At 64.0% G+C, this 24,716-nt stretch carries 29 protein-coding genes, 2 tRNA genes and 1 riboswitch; of the genes, 15 read left to right on the forward strand and 16 right to left on the reverse strand.

Annotated elements, in window-relative coordinates:
- Window positions 1–7: 7 nt before the first annotated feature.
- Window positions 8–1,021: a bifunctional diaminohydroxyphosphoribosylaminopyrimidine deaminase/5-amino-6-(5-phosphoribosylamino)uracil reductase RibD gene (gene ribD, locus V6M52_RS06250; RefSeq protein ID WP_332700433.1), complete on the reverse strand. Its 1,014-nt coding sequence runs from the start codon at window positions 1,019–1,021 to the stop codon at window positions 8–10.
- A gap of 89 nt (window positions 1,022–1,110) precedes the next feature.
- A riboswitch (FMN riboswitch) is annotated at window positions 1,111–1,260 on the reverse strand.
- Between the two features lie 261 nt (window positions 1,261–1,521).
- Window positions 1,522–1,596, reverse strand: a tRNA-Gln gene (locus tag V6M52_RS06255).
- Window positions 1,597–1,773: 177 nt separating this feature from the next.
- Between V6M52_RS06255 and V6M52_RS06260 the strand changes: the two genes are divergently transcribed.
- A tRNA-Pro gene (locus tag V6M52_RS06260) sits at window positions 1,774–1,850 on the forward strand.
- Window positions 1,851–1,865: 15 nt separating this feature from the next.
- Here the strand turns inward: V6M52_RS06260 and V6M52_RS06265 are convergent.
- Both V6M52_RS06265 and V6M52_RS06270 read right to left on the reverse strand, forming a co-directional pair.
- Window positions 1,866–2,582 (reverse strand): spermidine synthase, encoded by a 717-nt coding sequence (locus V6M52_RS06265; protein ID WP_332700434.1) that lies wholly within the window; start codon window positions 2,580–2,582, stop codon window positions 1,866–1,868.
- Window positions 2,583–2,646: 64 nt separating this feature from the next.
- Entirely contained in the window at window positions 2,647–3,258 is a 612-nt protein-coding gene (locus tag V6M52_RS06270) for a biotin transporter BioY (RefSeq protein ID WP_332694088.1), read from the reverse strand.
- A gap of 95 nt (window positions 3,259–3,353) precedes the next feature.
- On the opposite strand from V6M52_RS06270, the gene V6M52_RS06275 reads away from it, so the two are divergent.
- A complete protein-coding gene (locus V6M52_RS06275; RefSeq protein WP_332694093.1) occupies window positions 3,354–4,262 on the forward strand; it encodes an MBL fold metallo-hydrolase in 909 nt (302 codons plus the stop codon).
- Here V6M52_RS06275 and V6M52_RS06280 read toward each other — a convergent pair.
- The 4 genes from V6M52_RS06280 to pdxH all read right to left on the reverse strand — a co-directional run bounded on the left by V6M52_RS06280 (window position 4,259) and on the right by pdxH (window position 8,245).
- Window positions 4,259–5,029 (reverse strand): DUF1499 domain-containing protein, encoded by a 771-nt coding sequence (locus V6M52_RS06280; RefSeq protein ID WP_332694096.1) that lies wholly within the window; start codon window positions 5,027–5,029, stop codon window positions 4,259–4,261. The two genes, V6M52_RS06275 and V6M52_RS06280, sit on opposite strands and share 4 nt — an antisense overlap.
- A gap of 137 nt (window positions 5,030–5,166) precedes the next feature.
- Window positions 5,167–6,321 (reverse strand): M48 family metallopeptidase, encoded by a 1,155-nt coding sequence (locus V6M52_RS06285; protein ID WP_332700435.1) that lies wholly within the window; start codon window positions 6,319–6,321, stop codon window positions 5,167–5,169.
- Complete coding sequence (locus V6M52_RS06290; protein WP_332686246.1) at window positions 6,321–7,499, reverse strand: DUF898 family protein; 1,179 nt, start codon at window positions 7,497–7,499, stop codon at window positions 6,321–6,323. Before V6M52_RS06290 ends, V6M52_RS06285 begins: the two co-directional genes overlap by 1 nt.
- Window positions 7,500–7,615: 116 nt before the next feature.
- Window positions 7,616–8,245 carry a pyridoxamine 5'-phosphate oxidase gene (gene pdxH / locus V6M52_RS06295; RefSeq protein WP_332686245.1) on the reverse strand — a complete coding sequence of 210 codons (630 nt, stop codon included), beginning with the start codon at window positions 8,243–8,245 and terminating at the stop codon, window positions 7,616–7,618.
- Window positions 8,246–8,360: 115 nt separating this feature from the next.
- Here pdxH and V6M52_RS06300 point away from each other — a divergent pair, with 115 nt between their 5' ends.
- Complete coding sequence (locus tag V6M52_RS06300) at window positions 8,361–9,314, forward strand: DnaJ C-terminal domain-containing protein (protein ID WP_332686243.1); 954 nt, start codon at window positions 8,361–8,363, stop codon at window positions 9,312–9,314.
- A gap of 148 nt (window positions 9,315–9,462) precedes the next feature.
- On the opposite strand, the gene V6M52_RS06305 is transcribed toward V6M52_RS06300, so the two are convergent.
- Window positions 9,463–10,395, reverse strand: coding sequence for an L-threonylcarbamoyladenylate synthase (locus tag V6M52_RS06305; protein ID WP_332700436.1), 933 nt, complete (start codon window positions 10,393–10,395; stop codon window positions 9,463–9,465).
- 91 nt (window positions 10,396–10,486) lie between these two features.
- Between V6M52_RS06305 and V6M52_RS06310 the strand changes: the two genes are divergently transcribed.
- From V6M52_RS06310 to V6M52_RS06325, 4 genes are read left to right on the forward strand one after another with little or no spacing between them, the layout of a single operon-like run.
- Window positions 10,487–11,434: a histone deacetylase family protein gene (locus V6M52_RS06310; protein ID WP_332700437.1), complete on the forward strand. Its 948-nt coding sequence runs from the start codon at window positions 10,487–10,489 to the stop codon at window positions 11,432–11,434.
- An 11-nt stretch (window positions 11,435–11,445) separates the two neighbouring features.
- Window positions 11,446–11,694, forward strand: coding sequence for an exodeoxyribonuclease VII small subunit (locus V6M52_RS06315; RefSeq protein WP_332686237.1), 249 nt, complete (start codon window positions 11,446–11,448; stop codon window positions 11,692–11,694).
- A gap of 35 nt (window positions 11,695–11,729) precedes the next feature.
- On the forward strand, window positions 11,730–12,335 hold the full coding sequence (locus V6M52_RS06320; protein ID WP_332700438.1) for an SCO family protein: 606 nt from the start codon (window positions 11,730–11,732) through the stop codon (window positions 12,333–12,335).
- Window positions 12,332–13,066, forward strand: a complete 735-nt coding sequence (locus V6M52_RS06325) for a TlyA family RNA methyltransferase (RefSeq protein ID WP_332700439.1) — start codon at window positions 12,332–12,334, stop codon at window positions 13,064–13,066. The genes V6M52_RS06320 and V6M52_RS06325 overlap by 4 nt, the downstream gene beginning before the upstream one ends.
- A 37-nt stretch (window positions 13,067–13,103) precedes the next feature.
- On the opposite strand, the gene aroC is transcribed toward V6M52_RS06325, so the two are convergent.
- Together aroC and V6M52_RS06335 are read right to left on the reverse strand one after the other, a co-directional pair.
- Window positions 13,104–14,219: a chorismate synthase gene (gene aroC / locus V6M52_RS06330; protein WP_332687668.1), complete on the reverse strand. Its 1,116-nt coding sequence runs from the start codon at window positions 14,217–14,219 to the stop codon at window positions 13,104–13,106.
- A gap of 58 nt (window positions 14,220–14,277) precedes the next feature.
- Complete coding sequence (locus tag V6M52_RS06335; protein WP_332687667.1) at window positions 14,278–14,889, reverse strand: histidine phosphatase family protein; 612 nt, start codon at window positions 14,887–14,889, stop codon at window positions 14,278–14,280.
- Between the two features lie 328 nt (window positions 14,890–15,217).
- On the opposite strand from V6M52_RS06335, the gene V6M52_RS06340 reads away from it, so the two are divergent.
- Entirely contained in the window at window positions 15,218–16,633 is a 1,416-nt protein-coding gene (locus tag V6M52_RS06340; protein ID WP_332700440.1) for an FAD-binding oxidoreductase, read from the forward strand.
- On the opposite strand, the gene V6M52_RS06345 is transcribed toward V6M52_RS06340, so the two are convergent.
- Window positions 16,630–16,869, reverse strand: coding sequence for a hypothetical protein (locus tag V6M52_RS06345; protein WP_332700441.1), 240 nt, complete (start codon window positions 16,867–16,869; stop codon window positions 16,630–16,632). The genes V6M52_RS06340 and V6M52_RS06345 overlap by 4 nt on opposite strands.
- Window positions 16,870–17,554: 685 nt before the next feature.
- On the opposite strand from V6M52_RS06345, the gene V6M52_RS06350 reads away from it, so the two are divergent.
- Window positions 17,555–18,136: a hemerythrin domain-containing protein gene (locus V6M52_RS06350; protein WP_332700442.1), complete on the forward strand. Its 582-nt coding sequence runs from the start codon at window positions 17,555–17,557 to the stop codon at window positions 18,134–18,136.
- On the opposite strand, the gene V6M52_RS06355 is transcribed toward V6M52_RS06350, so the two are convergent.
- Complete coding sequence (locus V6M52_RS06355) at window positions 18,133–18,861, reverse strand: SOS response-associated peptidase (protein WP_332700443.1); 729 nt, start codon at window positions 18,859–18,861, stop codon at window positions 18,133–18,135. The genes V6M52_RS06350 and V6M52_RS06355 overlap by 4 nt on opposite strands.
- A gap of 68 nt (window positions 18,862–18,929) precedes the next feature.
- Here V6M52_RS06355 and V6M52_RS06360 point away from each other — a divergent pair, with 68 nt between their 5' ends.
- From V6M52_RS06360 to V6M52_RS06370, 3 genes are all read left to right on the forward strand, one after another.
- Window positions 18,930–19,334, forward strand: a complete 405-nt coding sequence (locus tag V6M52_RS06360) for an NUDIX hydrolase (protein WP_332700444.1) — start codon at window positions 18,930–18,932, stop codon at window positions 19,332–19,334.
- Window positions 19,335–19,361: 27 nt separating this feature from the next.
- Window positions 19,362–19,730 carry a TIGR02301 family protein gene (locus V6M52_RS06365; protein ID WP_332687661.1) on the forward strand — a complete coding sequence of 123 codons (369 nt, stop codon included), beginning with the start codon at window positions 19,362–19,364 and terminating at the stop codon, window positions 19,728–19,730.
- 123 nt (window positions 19,731–19,853) lie between these two features.
- Window positions 19,854–20,114 (forward strand): hypothetical protein, encoded by a 261-nt coding sequence (locus V6M52_RS06370; protein ID WP_332687660.1) that lies wholly within the window; start codon window positions 19,854–19,856, stop codon window positions 20,112–20,114.
- A gap of 40 nt (window positions 20,115–20,154) precedes the next feature.
- Here the strand turns inward: V6M52_RS06370 and V6M52_RS06375 are convergent, their stop codons facing one another.
- The 3 genes from V6M52_RS06375 to V6M52_RS06385 all read right to left on the reverse strand — a co-directional run bounded on the left by V6M52_RS06375 (window position 20,155) and on the right by V6M52_RS06385 (window position 22,555).
- Window positions 20,155–20,733, reverse strand: a complete 579-nt coding sequence (locus V6M52_RS06375; RefSeq protein WP_332700445.1) for a DUF6680 family protein — start codon at window positions 20,731–20,733, stop codon at window positions 20,155–20,157.
- A gap of 6 nt (window positions 20,734–20,739) precedes the next feature.
- On the reverse strand, window positions 20,740–21,078 hold the full coding sequence (locus tag V6M52_RS06380) for a hypothetical protein (protein WP_332700446.1): 339 nt from the start codon (window positions 21,076–21,078) through the stop codon (window positions 20,740–20,742).
- Between the two features lie 145 nt (window positions 21,079–21,223).
- The gene (locus V6M52_RS06385; protein WP_332700447.1) at window positions 21,224–22,555 is read right to left on the reverse strand and encodes a dihydroorotase; all 1,332 of its coding nucleotides are present in this window, start codon (window positions 22,553–22,555) and stop codon (window positions 21,224–21,226) included.
- A gap of 70 nt (window positions 22,556–22,625) precedes the next feature.
- Here V6M52_RS06385 and ygfZ point away from each other — a divergent pair, with 70 nt between their 5' ends.
- The 3 genes from ygfZ to V6M52_RS06400 all read left to right on the forward strand — a co-directional run bounded on the left by ygfZ (window position 22,626) and on the right by V6M52_RS06400 (window position 24,713).
- Window positions 22,626–23,465 (forward strand): CAF17-like 4Fe-4S cluster assembly/insertion protein YgfZ, encoded by an 840-nt coding sequence (gene ygfZ / locus V6M52_RS06390; RefSeq protein WP_332700448.1) that lies wholly within the window; start codon window positions 22,626–22,628, stop codon window positions 23,463–23,465.
- A 71-nt stretch (window positions 23,466–23,536) separates the two neighbouring features.
- Window positions 23,537–24,139 (forward strand): HD family hydrolase, encoded by a 603-nt coding sequence (locus V6M52_RS06395; protein ID WP_332700449.1) that lies wholly within the window; start codon window positions 23,537–23,539, stop codon window positions 24,137–24,139.
- Between the two features lie 124 nt (window positions 24,140–24,263).
- Window positions 24,264–24,713 (forward strand): hypothetical protein, encoded by a 450-nt coding sequence (locus V6M52_RS06400; protein ID WP_332693018.1) that lies wholly within the window; start codon window positions 24,264–24,266, stop codon window positions 24,711–24,713.
- Window positions 24,714–24,716: the final 3 nt, after the last annotated feature.

Consider the following 24,716-nt stretch of genomic DNA (forward strand, 5'->3'; position numbering starts at 1 on the left):
ATACCTCTCAATGCGGTTCGGAGTTGGCCCGGTAACGGACGGTGATGTCGTCGTCCGCTGCAGGATCGGGACGCTGGCGTATCAGCACGTGTTCGTCCCAGTGCGGGCTGATCAGTATAGATTGGGTGAGGTCGACGCCCGCCTCGACCAGAACCTCGAGGCACCCGGCCCGACCGAGCTGGGTCAACGCGTCGGCAAGGTCGGTTTCTATCGACACCAGGAAGCCGCGCGCCTGCGCCGCCTCGACATAGGACGCCGGCACGCGACCGCGCCGGTCGAGAATGACCAGGTGGCGTCGCTTGCCCGGGAAATCTGGCAGCCTTCGGACGGTAAATTCAGGCGTGTCCGCCAGGATCGTTCCGGACCCGGTGAGGACCGCGTCGGCCCGCTTGCGCAATTGGTGCGCCAGATCGAGTGAGGCGCCGGATGTGAAGGTTTTTTGCCCCGCGGGTGGGATCATGCTGCCATGGCGGTCGAGCGCCTGCTTGACCGTCACCCACGGTTTTCCCGTGACCGCGTGCTTGGCGAAGGGCGCGATCAGGCGGGCCGCCGCCTCGGCGAGTTGGGGCGCGGCTGGATCGTCCAGGTCAACCAGGGCATGTACTGACAGGCCCGCATCGGCAAGATGCTCGCCACCGCCACCCACAACGAGCGGATTGGGGTCTCTGGTCCCAATCCATACGTGACGCGCAGGTGTTTCGAGGATGGCGCCCGTACAGGCCGGCGTTCGCCCGGCATGGTTACAGGGCTCAAGGGTCACTACCACGGTGTGGATGCGATGGAGGGTTCCGTTGGCGCGGCAGAGCGAGATGGCGAGCGCTTCGGCGTGCGGTCCACCCGCCCTGTGATGAGCAGCAGCGGCCAATATATCGCCCGATGCATCAAGCAGGACGCAACCGACGGGCGGATTGGGCGCGGTGGAGCCTCGCCATTGGCTGGCCAAGTCGAGCGCATTGCCGAAGGCTGCCGCGATGACGCTGCTCGATAATGGCCCGTCTGGAGAACTCTGTGCCCTGTCCATGCCTGTTCGTCTTGCTAAACCAAGACGCAGCCCAGGGCTAATGACGGCTTCGCCCCGTTCCCTGAAACCGGAAACGAGGTCACCCGATCATGTGTTCTCTTCCATCCGGACTATACCGTCGGCCTCGGAATTGAACCGAGTCTGCTGACCCTGTCTCCGAAGAGACAAGCGCTCGCGGGCTGATGCGCCGAAGCGCAAACACCGCCGGTGGGGAATTGCACCCCGCCCTGAGAACGTCTGCCAGATCACAATGACTGACGGCTGCCATATACCGGGCAGCGCCCTCACACGCAAGTCGGCTTCACCGAACGGTGTGTCAGTTTGCTGGCCAGGGACGACGGCCCAACACTGTCACCGCACGACGCGGTGGCTGTCCGACCGGCCAGTGCGGATACCGCCCCGACGAGCGATGACCGCGATCCAGCTTGACTCCAAAGTCGGCTCCGGGTTGCGCACGAGGAGCATAATACTGCGACGTCAATAGCTTAACTGATGGAGGTTGGCTGGGGCGCCAGGATTCGAACCTGGGAATGCCGGTACCAAAAACCGGTGCCTTACCGCTTGGCGACGCCCCAACTGGCGCGGTTCCTACACGTTTTGGAAGTGCTTCGCAACACGACCGCTGACCCCGCAAAATCCCTGAGCGAGACGCTTGAACGCGATGGCAAGCGCGGCTATAACCCGGCGCATCGCGACTGGCAGCGATCGCTGAAAATGCGGCGCCGCCATACAATCCCGTGTCGCCTTCCTGACGGAGTATAGCGCAGCCTGGTAGCGCACCTGCTTCGGGAGCAGGGGGTCGAGTGTTCGAATCACTCTACTCCGACCAATCAAGCCCGGCCTCTCAGGAGGTCGGGTTTTTTGTTGGCCGTGGGGCCGCTTTTGCGCTTTTGGTGGCCAGCCAGATGTGATGGCGTTCGCCGCCCCTGGCGCCGCGGGCGCGGACCCTGGCCTCCTCGACGTCAAAGCCCGCCGTGGCCAGCCGCTTGGTGAAGGGCGCACTGGTGTGGGATGACCAGACGGCCAGCATCCCGCCATCGCGCAGCGCCCGTAGGGTGCGCCGCAGGCCGGCTACGGTATAGAGCTTGTCATTGGCGTCTCGGGTCAGGCCCTCGGGGCCGTTGTCGACATCGAGCAGAATGGCGTCATAGAGCTTTTCCCCGTTCAGCAGGGCGCCGACATCGGCCTCGCGGATCGTCAGGCGCGGATCGGTGAGGCCGGCGCCGAACACCTCGGCCATCGGGCCGCGCGCCCAGGCGACGACGGCGGGGACCAGTTCGGCAACTGTGACCCTCGCCTCGGCCGGCAGGATGGCGAGGGCGGCGCGCAGGGTGAAGCCCATGCCGAGGCCCCCGATCAGCATATGGGGGTGCTTCTGACCGCTGATCCGCTCCCAGGCGAGGCTCGCCAGGGCCTCCTCGGAGCCGCTCATCCGGCTGTTCATCAGCGAGGTCGAGCCGGCCATGATGGAAAATTCACTGCCGCGCCGCATCAGGCGAAGCGTGCCCTCCCCGCCGGGCACGGTGGCCGTATCGAGCAATTGCCAGGGATTGACCGCCATGCTGCCTCGCAAAAAAGAAAGCCGGCCGCTGGGGCCGGCTTTCGTGAAAAAAGATCGGAGTGGCTTAGCGCTTGGCGAAGAGGTTCCAGGCGCCGGTAACGGTCAGCGCAGCGAGAGCCATCTTCAGAATATCCCAGACGATGAAAGGCTGGATAGCCTTGGCAAAGGCCGAGGCGACCACGTCGTTCTGGTCGATCCAGCCGGCCTGGCCGGACAGCGCCAGCAGCCAGACAAAGCCCAGCACCAGCAGCACCGCATCGGCCACCAGCATGGCGGCAAACAGCGTCAGGGGCTTGCCCGAAGCGCCGCGGTCGGCGGCAAAGCCGATGATGGCGGCCATGACGAGGAAACCGAGCAGGAAGCCGCCCGTCGGGCCGGCGATATAGGCAAGGCCGCCGCCGGTGGCGAAGACCGGCAGGCCGAAGGCGCCTTCGAGCAGATAGAGCGCCACGGTGGCGACGCCGATGCGCATGCCGAAAGCGGCGGCGAGCGCGGCAATGGCAAAGCCCTGCAGGGTCACCGGCACGGGCCAAACCGGCACGTTGATCTTGGCGCAGATGGTGATGAGCAGCGTGCCGAGCACGACCGTGGCAATGTTGGCGGCCAGTTTGGCGGCATCGCCCTTGGGCTGGAATATGCCGAGGAGCGTGTTGGGCGTGGTCAAAGTCACGGCCATTTCATACCTTCCATGCTTGTCTGAACCGGCGTCCCCTCCCGGGCCGCTCTGTCATTCAGGTCTCGACTTCTTATTCTCTCGGTAAAGTGAGTGCAATGGCATCGCCCGCCCCCGCCCTGTCCTTCGACAGAAGCTTTCTACCACAGACCGGTGAACCGGTCGCGGTGGCTGAAGGTATTACCCGCGTCACCGCGCCCAATGCCAGCGCCTATACCTTTACCGGAACCAACAGCTTTCTGCTGGGGCATGAACGCCTTGCAGTGGTCGATCCGGGACCGGACGACCCCGTCCACATGGCCGCGCTGGTTCGGGCTATTGCCGGCAGGCCGGTCGATTGCATCATCGTGACGCATACCCACCGCGACCACAGCGCATTGGCGGCGCGGCTGGCGCAGGCGCTTGATGCCCCGCTGTGGTTTGGCGGCCGCCATCGGCTGTCGCGGCCGCTGCGCCGATTCGAGCGCAACCCCATCCGCCGGTCCTGCGACTGGGATCTGGTGCCCGACCGCACCCTGGTCGATGCCGAAGCCATCAGTGCCGGTGACCTTGCCGTCACCGTCCACACCACGCCGGGGCACTGCGCCAATCACCTGGCCTTCGCCATTGGCTCCACTCTGCTTAGCGGCGATCATGTGATGGGCTGGAACTCTACCCTGGTCTCGGTCCCCGATGGCTCCATGGCCGACTATTTCGCCTCGCTCGACAAGGTTATCGCCCTGCCCTGCCGCCAGTATCTGCCCGCGCATGGCGGCCCCATCGCCGATGGCCCGGCCTATGCAACCGCCCTTCGGGCCCATCGCCAGATGCGCAACGAACAGGTCATCGCCGCGGTCAGGGCCGGGGCGAACAGCGTCCCGGCCATCGTGGCAGTCATCTACCCGGACCAGCCCCTGCCGGTGCGGCTCGCCGCCCGCATGACCATCACAGCGCATGTCGAATATCTCGAAAGCCTGGGCCAGTTGAAGGTCAGCCGCGGCCCGTTCGGCACGCGCGTCGCGATTTAGGGCCTAATCACTACCGGCAGGTCCGGCGCCACGTTGTCCTCGGGAACCGTCTCGAGCGGCTGGTTGGCGTTGGGATTGTCGCGCAGCAGGGTGGTCACCGCGTCGTCCAGCGCGCCGAGAAATGTCTCGATGCGGCGCCCGTTCGAGCCGAAATCGTGCTGGGCATTGAGCGAGGCCGACCGCATGTCCACGACGGCATTGGTGTCGGTGCCGGTCACCCGGACCACCACTTCCTCGCGCCAGCCGGGCAGCGTCACGATCTGGGCGTTGAGCTGGCCCACATCCGCACCGGCCCCCGGTTCGCGCAGCATTCTGATCTCCCAGCCCCGGTCATCGACCAGGTCGCGGACGACGGCAAAGGTCGGCACCAGGCCGAGCGGATAGAGGCGACGCTCGACATTGGGAAATTCCACCGCCAGTTCGGGAGCCGACAGCATTTTGGGCGGCGGCATCATTGCCGTTCCCGGCTCGAACACCAGTGGCATCGGTCCCCGATCGCTCGTGGCGATATCGGTCACGGCCGGATAGCGCAGCATCAGGCTGGCATACCAGCCATAGGGCAAGAGGCTGCTGAGCCCGAACAACAGCCCGACCAACGCCCTGTCCCAGCCCCGATCGCCGGTCTGCCACAGTCGCGCCAGGGCGATCAGCGCGATGGCGACGGCCAGCAGCGCCACGAGGCATGCTGCCAATGCCGTCACGACAAACAGATCGCTGGTGATGAGCCGCAGGCGATGCAGCACCACCGAGATGACGACGAGCGGCACTGCGATGCTGCCCAGTCGGCGCGCCCAAATGGCCCATCTCGATGTCCGGATCAGTATGCGCACCGCAGCCCCTTCACTGGCGCCCGAAGATTAGCGGCAAGGTGTTGCGCGAATTTGAAGATTTGGCCGCCAGGCGATCATTTGCTCTTGGCCTTTGGCACAATGGCGGGCGCAGCGCCGCCGCACATGCGGCGGATCGCGGTCCATTCGGCGGCGGTGAAGGGCGGCTCGAGCCCGGTGGGGCGCTGCTGGCTCAAAATTTCCAGCGCCGCCTTGCGGTCCTCGGTCAGCGGGTGGGTGTTGAGCAGCGCCAGGGCACGGGCGAATTCGTCGTCGGCACCGACGCGGTTGATGAGATCGGCGAGGCCCGCCGGATTGAAATCCAGCCGCTGCGCCACCAGTGCGGCAAAGGCATCGGCCTGCCGCTCGGCATCGCGCGAGAAGCGGGCGTCGATCATGGTCGCGCCCAGACCTGCCGCCACCGAAATGCCGGTCATGTCGCCGAGGATGAAGCCGATCAGCGCGCCCGTCCCGGCCGTCGAAATCAGCTGTTCCATGCCGTGCCGATAGGCCACGTGCCCGATTTCATGGGCCAGCACGCCGGCAAATTCGTCCTGCGTCTCGGCCTGTTCAAGGAGCGATGAAAAGAAGAACACCTGTCCGCCCGGCAGGGCGAAGGCATTGGGAATGTCGGAGCGGACGACGCGGATATCCAGCTCGAAGGGTGAGCCCGATCCGGCCAGCGCCGCCGCACCGAAGCGGGCAATGGCGCGGTTGGCCAGGCTATCGGGATCGGCATCGCAGAGCTGCAACCCGCCGCTTTCGCCAAGGCTGGCTTCCATCTGCTCGGCCACGGTTTCGCCCAGGCTGGCCTCCCAGGCGGGCGGCACCATGCCGACGATACGGCTGGCCAGTAGCGGCACGCCATAGAGATAGGCGGCGATGACGGAGGCCAGCGCCACGGTCGCCGTCACCGCGAGCCGCACCTGCCGCCCCGTTTCCTGCCGCCGCTTTTCGGTCAGCACCGGCAGCGTGGCAAGCACGCGCGCCACGTCCTGGTGACCCTGCACGACCACGCGCGCACCCGCGGGCTGGCCGTTGGCCCCCAGCCGCAATTCGTCGCGGCGGCCATGCAGCGCGTAAAGCGCGCTGGCGGGCCAGCGACCAAGCTCGACACCGTCCGCGCTGCGGCGGATCACCAGCGTACCCATGGGGCCCATGGCCTCGTATTCGAGCGCGACGGCGTGTATCTCGGCCACCAGCCCATCGTGAAAACGTGCTGCTATGGGCATCAATAGGCTCCGACATTGAGCGCGTCGGCCAAGCCTTCGCCGGCCAGCGCCTTGTCTTCATCGCGCGCCCGCACATTGTGCAGGCTGTCGAGCCCGGTAATGGTGGCGCCCCGCGCCACCAGCGTCCATAGGCCCAGGCCGAGGAAAAGCTCGGCCATCAGGCTGAAGGCCGCCAGGATCAGCAGGTAGCCGAAAATGATGGCCAGCAGGGTTACCAGGCTCCCCTGCATGTGCTGCATGAATATCTCAAGGTCGAACTGCCCACCGGCAAAGGCGCTGCCCGCGACCACGCCCAGCACCACCACGCCGCCAATGGCGAGCACGATATAGCTCGCGACCAGTCCCAGGCCGAACAATGCGTGCTGCCCGGTAAGGCTGCGCGCCCGCACCTTGACCGTCAGCGCTGCCTCGCCCAACCGCACCGAGGAGAACATCTGCGTCAGCTCGCGCGAGCGATAGTAGAGAAACACCAGGCCAATCAGCAGGGCAGCCAGCATCAGCGGTAGGAAGCCAACGGGGTCTGGCGGGCCGCTGAAGGCGCCCATGGCCGAGCCCAGGCCCAGCCCGCTCGCCCCAATCACAAGGACGATGCCATAGGCGAGATAGAATGGCCGGGCGAGCTGCCGCCAAGTCCCCACAAAGCTGAATTGCCGGTCGCCATACCAACTGTGGCGATAGCGATAGGTCCACAGATTGGCGGCCATGAAGGGATAGGCCAGCCCCGCCGTCACGATCACCAGCAGCGACCAGAAAAAGCGACGGAAGGCATAGTTCCAGGCGCTGCCGCCCTGGTCGCAGCGAATGCCGCGCCACAGCGTGCGCGACAGCCGGAAGTCGCGCGCCCTGTAGATGGCATAGCCAGTGAGGAACCACAGCAGGATGCCGACCCCACCATAGCCGACAATGGCGGCCTGCGAAGACAGCGTGGAAAAATAGAAGAACAGCCCGTAGAGCGGCACGAATATCGCCAGTGCCATCAGGAAGCCGAGCAGTAACTGCACCGCATTACCGGTATATTCCAGCGGATCGGCGGCGATTTCGGTATGGGACCAGTAGAAGCGCCGCTTCCAGGTGGTCAGCCAGAAGCGGTAGAGCCCGATGGTGGGAACCAGCAGCAGATAGCCGCGCAGCAGCACGCCACCCAGTTCGCGCCGTGTCCCGGTGAATACCACCGGCACCGGCTGCTCCTCTGTCCCACCCCAAACCATCGCATCCCTCACACTCTTGGGTTTTAGGCGAGGTGGCGGGGATTGGGAAGGTGGGGCCGCACCAGGCCCCATCACGGGCGCGGACCCTACGGATAAAGCCGAACGCTCGTCCAGGGTTGGTCCACCCCGTCCCGCGTGAACCGCACGCGGTCATGCAGCCGGAACTCGCCGTCCTTCCAGAATTCGATACTGGTCGGCACGAGGCGAAAGCCTGACCAGTGCGGCGGCCGCACGACCGGGCCGTCGTCAATGCGCGTCGCCATCTCCGAAACGCGGTCGAGCAGGGTCATCTTGCTGTTGAGCACGCGCGACTGCTCCGACACCGAGGAGGCAATCTGGCTGCCCTTGGGACGGCTGGCGAAATAGGCGTCGGCCTCTTCGGAAGAAACTACTTCGACCGGGCCGCGCATCCGCACCTGCCGGCGCAAAGATTTCCAGTGCATCGCCATGGCGGCCTTGGGATGGGCCAGTAGCTGCCGCCCCTTCTCGCTCTCGAAATTGGTGAAGAAGCTGAACCCGCGCGCGTCTCGGGCGTTGAGCAGCACCATGCGCACATCGGGCAGGCCATCGTCATCGACGCTGGCCAATGCCATGGTGTTCGGATCGTTGGGTTCCGACTCCTGGGCCAGCGCAAACCACTCCTCGAACACGGCGAAGGGGTCGAGGTCGGTCCGGTCGCTGTCGTCAAACAGGCGTTCAGTCAGCGTTTGCAGCATGAATTTCATCCCTTAGTCGCGAGCCTGCGGCTCAAAACTGGACAAGGCCGGGGGTGGTCGCCATATAGGACAGGAAACTTGGGCTAAGCAACGCCCGACTCACTGAATGGACCAAATGCGCGATCCCTATACCGTGCTTGGGGTGCCAAGATCGGCGAGCGAAAAGGACATCAAGTCCGCCTATCGCAAGCTGGCCAAGAAGTATCACCCCGATCAGAACCCCGAAGACCCTTCGGCGCACGGCAAGTTTGCCGAGGCGACCAACGCCTATGACCTGCTCAATGACGCCGAAAAGCGCGGGCAGTTCGACCGCGGCGAGATCGACGCCGACGGCAATCCCAAATTTGCCGGCTTCAATCCGGGCGGTTTCTCGGGTGGCCAGCGCGGCGGCCGTAATGCTGCCGGCGGCTTTTCGGCCGAGGATATTCTCAAGGAATTCATGAGCGGCTTCGGCGGCCAGCAGCGCGGCGGGCCCGGTGCGGGCCGCGGCCCGGCCGGCGGCGCACAATGGGACCCCTTTGCCGGAGCGGCTGCCGGCGGCGCTGGCGCCGGACGCAGCCTCAAGGGCGAAGACATCGTGGTCAATGCCACGGTCTCGCTCGAAGATGCCCACAAGGGCGGCTCGATCCCGGTGCGCATGCCGTCAGGCAAGGTGCTGTCGGTCAAGCTGCCCGACAAGCTTGAGGAAGGCCAGCAGATCCGTCTCAAGGGCCAGGGCGCGCCTGGCCTCGGCGAACCCGGCGATGCGCTGGTCACCGTGCGCTTCGGCAAGTCCAAGCAGTTCCGACGCGATGGCGCCGACCTGCGCACCGATGTGCCGATCACGCTTTACGAAGCCGTATTGGGCGCCAAGGTGCGGGTGCCGACGCTCGATGGTTCGGTCGAGCTCAACCTGCCGCCCGGCATCGACACCGGCAAAGCCCTGCGCCTCAAGGGCAAGGGCCTCTATGGCGATGGCGATCTCTACGCCAACCTCAAGGTCATCCTGCCGCCCGGCGGGGATCCGGACCTAGAGGCGCTGGCAAGGTTCATGCGGGACCAAAAGCCGTATAAGGTCAGGGACAACTAGGCCTTCTTCACCTCTCCCTTTGGGGGAGAGGTCGGCGCCGCAGCCGACGGGTGAGGGGGCCCTCCCCCTTCACCGCGTCAAGAAAAGGCCCCCTCACCCGACCCAAGGGGGGTCGACCTCTCCCCAAAGGGAGAGGTGAAGAGGCACCCTACCCCCGCGGCGCCGCCGCCCGCTGCAATCGGTCATTGATCGCTTCGCCCAGTCCCTCATCGGGAATCCGCGCCACGGCAATCATGCCAGCCCCGGCGGCGTCCAACTCATGCAGCATCGAGAACAGATTCCGCGCCGCCTCATGCAGGTCCCCATTGGGTGACAGGTTGCGCATCGGCCCGCCAAATTCCGCCACGCTCCCAAACGCCAGATAGGCCTCGCCCGCCCGCGGCTCGGCATTGAGCCGCAGCAGCGCGTTGGGGGCATAGTGGCTGGCCAGCATGCCCGGCGCTGCCACCGCCTCGTCCTTCTCCGCCAGGTCCACCGGCACACCCAACCGGCGCTCGATCTCCTCGCGCGATACCGCCCCGGCCCGCAATTGCACCAGCCGCTCGCCCTCGACCCGGATGATGGTGGATTCGACGCCCGCCCGGCAGGGCCCGCCATCAAGCACCGGCACCCGGCCCGCAAAGCCGCGCCGCACCTGTTCCGCCGTGGTCGGCGACAGGCGCCCTGACGGATTGGCCGATGGCGCAGCCAGTGGCCTGCCCACCGCGGCGATCAGCGCCAGCGCCAGCGGATGGTCGGGAATACGGATCGCCACGCTGTCGAGCCCGGCCGTCGCCACATCGGCCAGCCCGTTGCTGGGCCGTGCCGGCAGCACCAGAGTGAGGCTCCCTGGCCACAGGCTGGCCACCCGGCGCGCCAGCGGTGAGAACTCGGCCAGGGTCTCGGCCATGGCCAGATCGGCACAATGGATGATCAGCGGATTGAAGCGTGGCCGCCCCTTGGTCTCATAGATCGACAGCACCGCGTCGGCATCGGTCGCGTCGGCGCCCAGGCCATAGACGGTTTCGGTCGGGAAGGCGCAGAGTTTGCCGGCGCGGAGGAGCGCCGCCGCCTCTTCCACCGATTTTGGTTCATCTGTCATACATCGACCGTTCATACTGGTGGCGGTTGTTTGACAACCGGACCCCGGCGCGTCAAGACGAAGTGACGAATCGACAGGAGACTCGCCCCGCGTGACCACGCTGCTCGTCAGCCAGCCCAACTTTGCCGATCACGTGACGCCGCAGGGACACCCCGAGCGCGCCGACCGCATCCGCGCGATCGAAGAGGCGCTCAGCCGGCCGCGTTTCGACAAATTGTTGCGCCGCAACGCGCCCTCGGGCGATCTGATGCTGGCCGAATTGGTCCATGATTCCAGATACTTGTCGCGGTTGCGTGATGGACGCCCGGCCGAGGGGATCGGCCAGATCGATGCCGACACCTTCATTTCCGCCAACTCGCTGGCGGTGGTCGCCACCGGTCTCGGCGGCGCGCTCAGTGCGCTCGACGCGGTCCTGCTGGGCGAAGTCGACAACGCCTTCTGCGCCATCCGCCCCCCCGGCCACCACGCCGAAATCGCCACGCCGATGGGCTTCTGCCTCATCAACACCGTCGCCATCGTCGCCCGCGAAGCACAACGAAAATACGGCGCCGAGCGCATCGCCATAATCGATTTCGACGTGCATCACGGCAACGGCACGCAGGATATTTTCAAAGCAGATTCAACGGTCTTCTACGCATCCACCCATCAGATGCCGCTCTTTCCGGGCACCGGCAAGCCCAGCGAAACCGGTGTCGGCAACATCACCAATGTCCCGCTCGATCCCAATAGCGACGGGACCAGCATGCGCGATGCATATCTCACCCGCATCATTCCGGCGCTGATCGATTTCTCGCCCGACCTGATCCTCATCTCGGCCGGCTTCGACGCCCATGAGCGCGACCCATTGGCGCAGCTCAACTGGCAATCGGCCGACTATGGCTGGCTCACGGGAAAGTTGATGGATGTGGCCGGGCGCGCCTGCGGCAATCGCATTGTATCACTGCTCGAAGGTGGCTATGACCTCAAAGGCCTGGCGGGGGGTGCTTCCCATCACGTCGCCATGCTGATGGACGGCGCCATCGGGCGTCTCGAGGATTAGGACCTTTCCCCATGGCCGAAACCAGCAATGACGACGTCAAGACCCTGAGCTTCGAGGCCGCCCTCGCCCAGCTTGAGGAGATCGTCGGCAAGCTCGAGTCGGGCCGTGCTCCGCTGGCCGAATCCATTGCCATCTACGAGCGCGGCGAGGCCCTCAAGGCCCATTGCGAGGCCCTGTTGCGCACGGCCGAGGCCCGCATCGAAAAGATCACCCTCAGCCGCGACGGCAAGCCGACCGGCACCGAACCGCTCGACGCCTAGATCGCACTCGCACGCAGGCGCGGCACAGAGGCAACATGACCACCACACAGAAATCCATCCGCAATTTCCGCATCGTCCTGTGGACTCTCGTCGCCCTTGTGGCGATCGGCGCAACAGCGCTTTACCTGTTTCGCCCCCCGGCCCGCCCCCTTGGCGTCACCGGCCAGGAATTTGCGCTCAATTCCACCAAGGGCGGCGCCTTCACGCAGGACGATCTGCGCGGCGTGCCGAGCCTGATCTTCTTCGGTTACACCTTCTGCCCCGACGTCTGCCCGACGACCTTGGCCGAGACGACGGTCCTGCGCTCGCAGCTGGGGCTGACGGAAGACGAATTGCGCATCATCTTCGTCTCGGTCGATCCCGAGCGCGACACGCTCGACAAGGTCAGAGAATATGTCGAAGGTTTCGACCCCAGCATCATCGGCCTGGTCGGCCATGATCTGGAGCAAACCGAAAACGCCAAGGCGGCATTCGGGGTGTTCTCCGAAAAGGTCGGCGAGCCGGGCGACCCCTATTATCTGGTCAACCACACGGCGCTGACCTTCCTCATCGATGACGATGGCAGCTTCCAAGGCACCATCGCTTACGAGGAAGCCCAGGAGACGGCCCTGGCAAAGGTCAAGCGCCTGGTCGAGGGATGAGCGAGCGCATCCGCCTCGATCTGGCGCTCGAACAGCGCGGCCTGGTGCCGAGCCGTGCCCGGGCGCGCGACGCCATCCTGCGTGGCACCGTCACCATCAACGGCGTCATCGCCCACAAGCAGAACCAGATGGTCAGCCGCGACGACAAGCTGGACCTCAGCGACCCCGCCGCCAATTACGTCTCGCGGGCCGCCCTCAAGCTGGTAGCCGGCCTTGACGCCGGCAATATCGATGCGGCCGGCAAGACCTGTATCGACGTCGGTTCATCCACCGGCGGTTTCACCCAGGTACTTATGGAGCGCGGCGCCCGGCGCATCTACGCCGTCGATGTCGGCCACGACCAGTTGCACCAGCGCCTCAAGGGCAGTGACCGGGTGGTCAGCATGGAAGGCGTCAACGCCCGCGATCTGACGGCCGAGATGATCCCCGAGCCGATAGACCTGCTGGTTTCAGATGTCAGCTTCGTTTCGGTGATCAAGGTGCTCGAAGCACCGCTGGCGTTGTGCACACCCAAGGCCGATGCAGTGATCCTGTTCAAGCCGCAGTTCGAAGTCGGCCGGCAGAATGTGGGCAAGGGCGGCATCGTAACCAGCGAAGAGGCGATTCAGACCGCGCTGGCTGACGTTATCGCCTTCATGGAAGGCCAGGGCTTCACGCACCGGCATTCGGTGACATCGCCGATTGCCGGTGGTGACGGCAATGTGGAGACGGTGCTGGTTTTCCAGCGATGACCTTCTTCACCTCTCCCTTTGGGGGAGAGGTGACAACTCAGTTCCGCTCGAACCCCACGGCGCCGTCCCGGCCCGTCTGCCCGCGATGCCGCAGCGCATGATCGGCCAGCACCAGTGCCATCATCGCCTCGCCCACCGGCACGGCGCGGATGCCCACGCAGGGGTCATGCCGTCCCTTGGTGACGATGTCGGTATCCTCGTTGGCCGTGGTCACGGTCTGACGCGGCGTCAGGATCGATGAAGTCGGCTTGACCGCAAAGCGGCAGACGATGGGGTCGCCATTGGAAATCCCGCCCAGAATGCCGCCAGCCTGGTTCGACAGGAAGTAGGGCTTGTCCGCCCCTGCCCGCATCTGGTCGGCATTGTCGATGCCGGTGAGGCTCGCCGCCTCGAAGCCGGCGCCGATTTCCACAGCCTTGACCGCGTTGATGCTCATCATCGCCGAAGCGAGATCGGCACTCAGCTTGCCATAGATCGGCGCGCCCCAACCGGCCGGCACGCCCTCGGCCACGACCTCGATCACCGCGCCCACGGAATTGCCTTCCTTGCGGATGCCGTCAAGATAGCCGGCCCACAATTCGGCCGCCTGGGCGTCGGCGCAGAAGAAGGGGTTTTCACCCACCTGATCCCAATCGAAATTGGCATAGTCGATCTTGTGCGGCCCGACCTGCACCAGGCTGGCGCGGATGGTGATCCCCGCCAGCACCTGCCGCGCTACGGCGCCCGCCGCCACACGCGCCGCGGTCTCGCGCGCCGAGGTGCGGCCGCCGCCGCGATAGTCGCGGATGCCGTATTTCTGGTCATAGGTATAGTCGGCGTGGCCCGGCCGGTATTTGTCGCGGATTTCCGCATAATCCTTGGAGCGCTGGTCGGTGTTCTCGATCATGAGCGAGATCGGCGTGCCGGTGGTGCGAGGCCCGTCGGTGCGCTCGTCCTCGAACACGCCGGAGAGGATCTTGACCTCATCGGCCTCGCGCCGCTGCGTGGTGTATTTCGACTGCCCGGGCTTGCGGCGGTCGAGGTCGCGCTGGATCATCTCCGGCGTCAGGACCAGTCCCGGCGGGCAGCCATCGACGACCACACCGAGCGCTGGCCCATGGCTTTCGCCCCAGGTGGTGAAGCGAAACAGATGTCCGAACGTATTGAAAGACATGGCGCGGCCCCGTGGTTGGCGGCTTTCTAGGAGCCACGGGCGGGAAGGTCAATCGGACCTAGTCCCGCAGCAGTTCCATCTTGCCGGGGGTGAAGTGCATGATCGCGTCCTGCGGCGGCGCCCAGTTGATGACGTCGATGATGGGTGCATGCTCGATCAGCACCCGCAAGGTCCGCGCGATGCCGCCATGCGCCACCACCACCGAGGGGCCCTTGAGCACACTCGAAAATTCGGCCAGCCTGGCCTCGACGTCGCGGTAGTTCTCGCCGTTTTCCGGGCGATAGTCCCAATAGTCCTCGTCGCGGGAACCCGGCGCGATGGCCATATTGGCCGGCAATTGCTCGAACAATTCGCCCTCGAGCACGCCGAAGGAAATTTCCATCAGCCGCACGTCATATTTAACCTCGGGCAGATGGGTTTCGAAGCCGGCGCGCACCCGGTCCATGGTCTCGCGCGTGCGGCCCAGGGGCGAGGCATGCCACTCGAAGGCCATGGGATCGAGCCCGCGTGCCGCGAACAGGGCGGCTAACGCCTTGCCGTTCTGGTTGGCTTGGCCGCGACCCTTGTCGTTGAGCGGAATATCCTTGCGCCCCTGATAGCGGCGCTCGGCATTCCAGGGGGTTTCACCGTGTCGGACAAAGTAGATTTCCGGCCAGACAAGCGCTGTCATCGGTTCATTCCCGCGCCGCTGCATTGGCGCGTCCTACAAGGCTAGAGTGAGCGGCGAGCGACTATTCGCTCGCCTCGGACGCAACAGTATCGGGCAGTCTCATGCCGATGACGGCGCAGCCGGTAGCAACGTACTGGATTTTATCGGCCGCGCCACCTGCCAGATCGCTCAGCAGCTATGTTTCAGCGCCATCCGCAAGCAGGCCGTGCTTGCCTGTCCGCAATCGAGTGGCCATTGTTGTCGTCCCGTGCTGGAGTCGTTGCGCCGCTTGTGGCACATGGCCGAAATGCAGGGGCACGTTCACCGCCCGCCAAGCTCCGGTTGTTCAATGACACTTTCCGCCGCCGATACCGTCGCCCAACTCAGCGCGCTCCTGGGCACAAATGCGGTCATCGGCGAGCCCGAGCGGATGGGCAATTATCTCAACGAACCGCGCAAGCGCTTCCACACCGGCGCCGCCGCCATTGCCCTGCCCGGCTCGGTCGAACAGGTGCAGGCCATCCTGCGCTGGGCCAACGAGCATAGCGTCGGCATCATCCCGCAGGGTGGCAATACCGGGCTGGTGGGCGCGCAGGTTCCGCTGCGCGGCGACGAGGTCATCGTCAGCCTCTCCAAGCTCGATCGCATTCGTTCGGTCGATGTCGCTGCCGGCACCATGACCGCCGAAGCCGGCGTCATCCTCGAAAACGTCCACAAGGCGGCCGAGGCCGAGGGGACCATCTTTCCACTCTGGCTAGGGTCGCAGGGCTCGGCCCGCATCGGGGGCCTACTCTCCTCCAATGCGGGCGGCGTCAACGTGCTCGCCTTCGGCAATGCGCGCGAACTCACCATGGGTGTCGAGGCCGTGATGGCGGATGGCCGTCTTTACCGCGGCCTCAATTCGCTGAAGAAGGACAATACCGGCTACGATCTCAAGGATCTGCTGGTGGGGGCCGAAGGCACGCTGGGCATCATCACCGCCGCGACGCTCAAGATCTTCCCCAAGCCGGAAGACTACGAAACCACCATCATCAACATTGCCGGCCCCGAGGCCGCGCTCACCCTGTTCCAGCTGCTGCGCGAACGCACTGGCAGCCGGCTCAATGCCTTCGAGATCATCCCCTGGCTGGGCCTCGATATGCAGCTCCGCCATGGCATGCTCGACCGCGACCCCACTGCCGGTCCCTCCCCCTGGTATGCGCTGATCGAAGTCAGCCGCATGAAGGGCGGTGCACCCGGTGCGCTCCAGTCCGCAATCGAGGCCGCTTTCGCCGATGACCTCATCGACAACGCCGTCTTTGCTGAATCGCTCGCCGACCGCACCCGCATGTGGGCTTTCCGCGAGCAGATGAGCGAGGTGCAGAGCAAGGAAGGCGCTTCGATCAAGCACGACGTCTCCGTGCCCATCGCTGCTGTGCCCCAGCTCATCGCCGAAGGCAGCGCCGCCGCCGAGCGCCTGTTCCCCGGCATCCGCCCGGTTCCCTTCGGCCACATGGGCGACGGCAATATCCACTTCAATTTCAGCCAGCCTGCAGACGCCGACCCCAAGGGCTTCATGGCCGCCTCGGACGAAAGAATGCACGAGGCGATCTACGAGATCGTGCTGCGCCTGGGCGGCTCCGTCTCAGCCGAACACGGCATCGGCCAGCTCAAGCGCGAGCTGCTGAGGCAGGTCAAGGATCCGGTGGCACTGGACATGATGCGCGCCATCAAGACGGCGCTGGACCCCAAGGGGATTCTGAATCCGGGAAAGATGTTGGGCTAGTAAAAGCCACGCTGCTGCATCGCGGCGTCAATCTCGGCTTCCAATTCCGGATGCGCACTTATCGCCCGCGCCAACAGCGCCGTGTTGGTTGCATCGATAGCCACCCCCAGGTCGTGGGCGCAGGCGCGATACTCCTCAGGGGGCAGAGATTGTTTGAGCACCGGCAGGAGATTGCCCAGCACACGGCCGCTTTCAAAAGCGGCGGAGACCATTTTTCTGGCGAGGTGTATGTCCATTTCCCGTCTCAGCGCTTGAGGCATCTATTGAGGCACTTGTGGAAGTCCCACAAGTTGAAGTCTGAACCCGGCGCCTGACGCCGTTCAAGGAGCGTGTAGCAGAGGTCCACGCAGTCGGAATACCTCTGATCGAATGCTCCTTTGATCCTGCTGGCCGCCCTGACGATTTTCTCTATATCTGAGTTACCTGGGCCGCTCCATTGGCCTCCCTCTTCGCGTCCGGCAGGGTGCCGTGGTTGCGACGGATTGAAGCCCGCTTTTACCGCCGATGCCAATTTGCCAGATCAAGGTTCGTCCTTGCGGTATGGCTCCGCAGCGAAGTGGTCAGTTGCTTCAAGCCAGAGACAATTTCTCTCATTCGGTCCTCCGTTGCATCCTCAAGATACGCGATGTCCGTTCAATGGGGATAAGTCTGAGGTGACAGCTGGACCTGAGCGTATGCGGTTGGACCGGCGGAAGCGCGGCAGGCGGGGTAGCGCAAGCCGCGGTGAGGGCAGAGTGGGGTGGGGTTTAGATGCAATTCCGAGAAGATGTTGGGATAGAGGCCCAGTAGACCTCATCCTGAGCTTGTCGAAGGAGAGGTCGTGGCACGGTCTGCGCAACCGACCTCGTGGTTCGACAAGCTCACCATGAGGTCTCATGGAATACCCGGTCACCATTTTGTGCCGTCTTGCACTCGCCATGCTTGAGCTCCATCTATCGCCGCATGCTGCTCAACATCGCTTTTCTCGACGACGCCACCCGTCCCCCCGTGCAAAAACTCGAAGGCCTGACCGAAGCCCAGCGCGCGCCGGGCCAGCATCTGCGGATGATCCACGATCATCTGCGCGACAACATGCACACCCTCGGCAAGCTGATCGAGCGGGCCAATGCCGGCACCGCCACACAGGCCGAGATTGCCGCGGAAACCGGCGATCTGGCCATGGTCGCCAACTATCGCCGTTTCGGCAATCTCTGCGGCCAGTATTGCCAGTTCGTCCACGGCCATCATTCCATCGAGGACTATGCCATCTTCCCCGGACTGGCGCAGCAGGGGGCGGCTTTCAAGGCCATAGCCGACCGGCTGCAGGCCGAGCATGTCGTCGTCCATGAGCTGCTGGTGCGGCTGGTCGACGCGCTCAATGCCCTCGCAGAGGAAACCACCCCGGCGCGCTTCGGAGACGCGATGACCGTCTATCACGCGCTCGAACGCGTGCTGCTGTCACACCTCGGCTACGAGGAGGAGGCCATGGGCGATGCGCTGGGCTATTTCGGACTGGGTAGCTAGAACAAATCCAACTGTCCGCCGCCCGCGACCTTTTTCGGTCGCGGCTCCGGCTTCTGCACCGTCACTGGCTCGATCAACCCGGCATCATCGTCGCGCGCTGAATTGACCCGCGTCGACACGGGGTGGAATTTCAGCGCGCCATCGGCCAGCGGCAAAGCCAGTTGCCCGGCCTCACGCGCCCGCACCTCGCGCACATTCAGCCACTGCTCGATTGCGTCCCCGTCCAGAATGGACGGCATGCGATCATGGATGTCCGAGAGCTGATGGTTGGCTGCGACGGTGATCGTCGCGACGCTGTCGATCTCCTCGCCATTGGGACCCATCCAGCTGGCATAGAGTCCGGCCAGCGCCATAGGCCGGTCGTCCGCCATGGTGATGTAATAGGGCTGCTTGGTCTTGTCGGGATTGGTGTGCCACTCATAGTAGCCGCTGGCCGGAATGATGCAGCGACCATGCTTGAGCGCGTCGCGGAATGCCGGCTTTTCCGCCATGGTCTCGACCCGCGCATTGATCAGCAGCGGAAATTCACGCGGATCCTTGACCCAGCCAGGCACCAGTCCCCAGCGCGCGAAATGCGCCTCGCGCCGCCCCTCCTGCTCCCAGATGGCAACGATCGGCTGGGTTGGCGCGATATTGTAGCGCGGCACCAACTCTACCTGGTTGAGCAGCTTGAACAGCTCCTGCATCATCTCGGGCGGCAGCGTCGAAGCGTAGCGTCCGCACATGTTTCATGTCTCCGGAATCAGCCAGATAGAGGTAGTCTCTGGCCTTACGAATCGCAAATGGACACAGTGTGACCGACGACCTCCCCAACGCCGCCAGCGTCGCCATCGTGCGCGAGGGCAAGGTGCTGCTGATCAAGCGCGCCTATGCACCCTACCAGCACTTGTGGACCCTGCCCGGCGGCCGCATCGAGGCTGGTGAGACCATCGAGCAATGCGCCGTCCGCGAGGTCGCCGAGGAGGTCGGTCTCGTCATCCGCAATCCCCGCCCCGTACTGGTGCAGGAACTGGGCCGCGACGGCACTTTCCGGCTCGCCGTCTTCGCCACACGCGATTTCACCGGCCAAGTCAGGGCCTCCGACGAAGTGGCCGATCACAAGTGGCTGGACCCGGCGGCGCTGATCGCCCTGCGCACCACGACTCGACTCGATGACGTGCTTGCGAGGGCCTTCGCGGTCCTGGCGGAAAACTGGTAAACAAAGCCGACCGTGCGGACCGCCATCTTGAAACAGCTTCAACTGACCATCATCGCCCTGCTGCTTGCCCTTGGCACCGCGCCGAGCCTCGCCATCGACCCGCCCTATCAGCGGCAGATGGAGCGGCTGGCCGAGATCATGGGCAGCCTCTATTTCCTGCAGCCGCTCTGCGATGCCGGCCCGGAAGACTGGCGCGCCCAGATGGCCGAACTCATCACCCTGGACGAGCCGGACGAGGATCGCCGTCAACGCCTGGCCGGTGCATTCAATGTCGGCTACACGGCCTATTCACGCTTCCACCGGGCCTGCACGCCCGCGGCGCGCGAGGCGCTGACGCGCCTGCTGGTCGAGGCCGAACGCACCGCGCGCGACATCCATACCCGTTTTGCCGAATAGGCGACCGACTGACGCGAGCGCTCTTCATACAGTTGCGCACATCCTGTTAACCTTCGGGTTACTTCTTGCGGGCCTGCCTCATTTTCTCGTGCTAACCCCAAGTCCATGACGACGAGCAAAACCATGTTTGCGCCTGCCTCGGGGAAGGCCGTTTTTGACCGTGACCAGGGTGAGCGACAGCTCGCGCTGGAATATCTGGCCGAGGCGTGGAATGGCGCGGAGGACGACGGCGTGCAGAGCGCCGCGCTGGCGCATGCTTCGCTGTTTGCGGCGCTTGCCACCTTCGTCAAAATGCACGGCGACGAAGCCACCGCCGACCTCATCGCCCTCTTGCCCGACCGCATCCGCTCCGGCGAATACAATCTCGAGCGTATCCTGCAATAGGCTTGAAGACCAAAGTCAGGTGGGCTCGAGAGAACGCCCTTCAGCCAGCAGGGTCACTCTGCACCTCGGGTGGCGGAGGAAACATGGTGCTAGGTGCCGCCGACGGACGCATTATGACAGAAAGCGCCTGCCGGCCAGTTAGCACATCGACCGAAAGCGATCGAAGCATCCGGATCGAGTTTTCATCGTTTTCCCACCCGACCGGACCATAGGATAATTTTGCCAAGTCCCGTTTGTCAAAGCCAAAGCCGAGATGTTTCCCTATGGAATGAAGCAACTCAATGAACAGGTCCGCCCGCAGCTCAACAAATTTGTCTAGCGCCACACCTTCCTTGGGCATTTCCTGATTGAGGTGGGCTACATAGTTTCCATACGCAGCTTGGATTTCATTCTCACCGTGAAATTCCAGCTGGATAAGATTCAATGCGGCGACATGCTCAAACGATAACCGCATCGGTCTAGTCTTCATCAAAGCAGATAATATTTCTGACTTGCGACGCCGAGTTTCTCTTCGCCCGTCGCCCCAACGCGTAACGACAACAGCCGCAATTGGACCAGCTATGATGGCGGCAACTGTCACTACCAGAATCCAAACATTCAGAGTCTCATAGGCGGTCATTCGTCTCTACCAATCACGAAGCTTCTGAAAACGTGCGTTCACCACGCCACTTGGCGTTGGGATCTGCAGAACTCGTCCGTCTGAAAACCCAACCGGAAGCTCTAGGGGAAACTCCACACGTATTGGTTCCGCCCCCGCCGCAATGCCTGTGACCAGCTGATGACCAGGCAAAATTATGTAGACGATCTTGCCCGAAATGACAGAACGCTGTTCATCGACAACGTAATTGCCGTCGTACTGCATGCCGCCAACGTCGGCCCCAGTTATACGTCCCTCTTTGAAAGCAAATAGGCCAAGGCTATTGCCCGCAACGCCCGTAAAGTAGGCCGAATAGAATCCATCCACTGCAGCGTCTCCTCGTGACCTAAGCCGCGTATATTGGTCGCAGTTTCTAGAAATTGATAGGCACGGATCGGAAATCCCGCTCGTTGACGTACCGTTCAGCTCGGCTGCTGCTCGCCGGTGGTTAGGCGCCGACGAGCAGCAAGGCCTATGATTGAGCCGGCAATGCCTCCAGAAACCGCATCGGCTGCCCCACCGAGGGCGTCACCAGTTTGCCCTGCCACATCACCGTATTGCCACGCACCACGGTGCCCACCGGCCAACCGGTCACCGTCACCCCGTCATAAGGCGTCCAGCCCGCGCGGCTCTTCACCCATTCATTGGTGATGGTTTCGCGGCGCTTCAGGTCGACTATGGTGAAATCGGCGTCATAACCCACCGCGATGCGGCCCTTGTTGGCGATGCCGAACAGGCGGTTGGGGCCGGCGCTGGTCATATCCACGAAACGCTGCAGGCTCAGCTTGCCGGCGTTGACGTGGTCCAACATGGTCGGCACCAGCGTCTGTACGCCGGTCATGCCGGAATGGGACGCCGGATAAGGATGATCCTTTTCCTCGCGGGTATGCGGCGCGTGGTCCGAGCCCAGGATGTCGGCGACGCCGTTGGCTACGCCCTTCCAGATGCCTTCGCGGTGGGCCTTGTCGCGCACTGGTGGGTTCATCTGGGCATAGGTGCCAAGGCGGGTATAGGCGGTTTCGTCCAGCGTCAGATGGTGCGGCGTCACCTCGACGCTCGCCACATCCTTGTGGTCAGCCAGGTAGATAATCTCTTCCTTGGTCGAGATATGCAGCACGTGGATGCGCTTGCCGGTCTTGCGGGCGAGGTTCACCAGTCGGGTCGTGCAGCTCATCGCCACCTCGGGCGAGCGCCAGATGGGGTGGCTCGACGGATCGCCCGGCACGCGGAGGTGCTTGCGCTCTTCGAGCATATATTCGTCTTCGGAGTGGAAAGCGGCGCGGCGCGAAATGGCGCGCAGAATGGCTTCGACGCCGGCATCGTCCTGCACCAGCAGCGATCCGGTGGACGAGCCCATAAAGACCTTGATGCCGGCACAGCCCGGCAGCTTCTCCAGCTCGGCCAGCTCTCCAACATTTTCATGCGTGCCGCCGATATAGAAGGCGAAGTCGCAATGCATGCGGTTGGTGCCGGCAGCGATCTTGGCCTCGAATGTTTCGCGGCTGGTGGTCAGCGGGTTGGTATTGGGCATTTCGAAGACGCCCGTCACGCCGCCCATCACCGCGGAGAGCGAACCGGACTCGAGGTCTTCCTTATGCGTCAGGCCTGGTTCGCGGAAATGCACCTGCGTGTCGATGACCCCTGGCAGGATGTGCAGCCCCTTGCAATCAACGATCTCGGCGGCACTGTCGCCGACGCTGCCCAGAGCCGCGACACGGCCATTGCGCACTGCGATATCGCCGAGGCCTTCGCCGTCCTGGTTGACCAGCGTGGCGTTCTTGAAAATGGTGTCATACTGCGCCATGTCTTGGTCCCGCCTGTGTGCAATGCCTTGGGCCGGTGTAGCGGACGCTCCGTTCGGGAAGCAAGAGATCATGACCATCCATCTGCGTGCCGACCGTGCCGTTTTCCGATTTTCGGGGCCGGACGCGCACAAGCTGCTCAACGATGTCGTGACCGGCGAGATACCGGCAACCGGAAGCGGAGATGGCGAAGTGGCGGCGGCCTGGGCGCTGCTGTCCGCGCAGGGCAAGATCCTGGCCGAGGGACTGGCTGGCCACGCAGAGGACGCCATCTGGGTCGACGTGCACCAATCGGTCGCCGATGACTTCCTCAAGCGCATGAAGATGTATCGCCTGCGTGCTCAGGCGACGATAGACGACCTGCGGGGAACCCATCGCGTCGGCTTCGCGCAGGATGAGGAGCCCAGCGGCATCCGCCATACCGACCGCATGGGCCCCATCGACATGGGCTACCGCACCATTGCTCCAGTGGAAGCGACGGCAGACTGGGTGCAAAACGACGAATTCTACCACGCCGAGCGGATTGGTGTCGGCATCGCGCATCAAGGCAATGACTTCCCGGCCAATGACGCCTTCGCACATGATATCGGGCTCGACATTCTCGACGGCATCGACTTCGCCAAGGGCTGCTATGTCGGCCAGGAAGTCGTCAGCCGCATGAAGCATCGCGGCACCGCCCGCCGCCGTCCGGTCATTGTCCTCGGTATCGAAGCACCGGCGGGCAGCGCCGTTATCGCCGGCGGTCGAGAAGCGGGTACAATCGGCCAGGTGGTCGATGGCGTGGCCGTCGCCATTCTCCGGCTCGACCGCATTTCCGATCCATCTGCCGTCACGGTCGACGGCAAGCCGGTCGGCGTGGCGCTGCCCGTCTGGGCGACCTACGCGTTCGGTGAAAGCACACCGGAAGAATAGGCGCCAGCTTCGCCGAATCGGGCCCAACTGCTAGGCTCGACGCTAACAGGCTGCTAACCAATTGGGGCATCATGGCACGCGCTCATGCACGGGCCTGGCAACGTATGTTGTCGGGGCGCCGGCTCGATATTCTTGACCCCTCGCCAATGGATGTCGAACTCTCCGACATCGCGCATGGCCTGGCTCGTGTCGCCCGCTGGAACGGCCAGACGCATGGGGACTACCCGTTTTCGGTGGCCCAGCATTCGGTGCTCGTGCTTGAACTCTTCCGCACCCACAATCCCGGTAGCGAGCCCGTAGCGCAGGTCCAGGCGCTGCTGCACGACGCGCCCGAATATGTAATGGGCGACATAATCTCGCCGTTCAAGGCGGCCATGGGCGGCAATTACAAGGACGTGGAAAACCGCCTGCTCTCGGCGATCTACCTGCGCTTCTCCCTGCCCGCCAGCATGCCCGCGGCCCTCGCCAAGCAGGTCAAGAAGGCCGATCGGGAAGCGGCCTTCTTCGAGGCGATCCATCTTGCCGGCTTCGAGGACAGTGAGGCGCGCAAGTTCTTCGGCGAGCCCAGCCTGCCGGCCTTCGATGTCGATGCGTTCGACCGTTTGATCCGCCCCTGGCCGACACGCGAAGCGCACGATCGGTTCGTCGCCGCCTTCGAGGCAATTTCCATTTAGCGACAATGGTTTGGCCTGTGAAGATTAACCCTAACAAAGGATGAACTTTGCCCCTGCCGGGCAATTATGGTTTCTAATCCGTTAAGACGAAGACCCCATCCGCGTCATTTCGGGACAGACCGCCATGAACCTGCCAGATCGCCATCTCCTCCTCGGCATGACTCTGGGCGCTATCTGCGCCACAGCCCTGGCGGCCATAGGTCCCGGCATGGTGCTGCAGGCCTTTGGCGACGAGGGCGTGATCACTGGCGTCGATGCCGCGCGGCTCGTTCGCTTCGAGAACCGCGACTACAATGTCGATTACGAAGACTGGGTCGCGACCGATCCGCTGTCGACCACGCGCGTCAAGAAGGTGGAGGCCGGCAAGGTCAGCTATGTGACCATCACCACCACGGCGAGCGGCACTTACTCGACCGATGCCATGTTCTCCAAGCACGTCCAGTATCCGGGGATAAGTGTCGAGGACGCCGAGCCCCGTGCGAACCGGTTCTCGTACTGGACCAACGGCAAGTGGTCAGCGTTCAGCACGGGCAATGCGGGTTCCTTCACCTATTACCGCGCCTGGCGGCGCTGAACC

The sequence above is a fragment of the Devosia sp. genome (assembly GCF_036676215.1).
GTDB lineage: Bacteria > Pseudomonadota > Alphaproteobacteria > Rhizobiales > Devosiaceae > Devosia.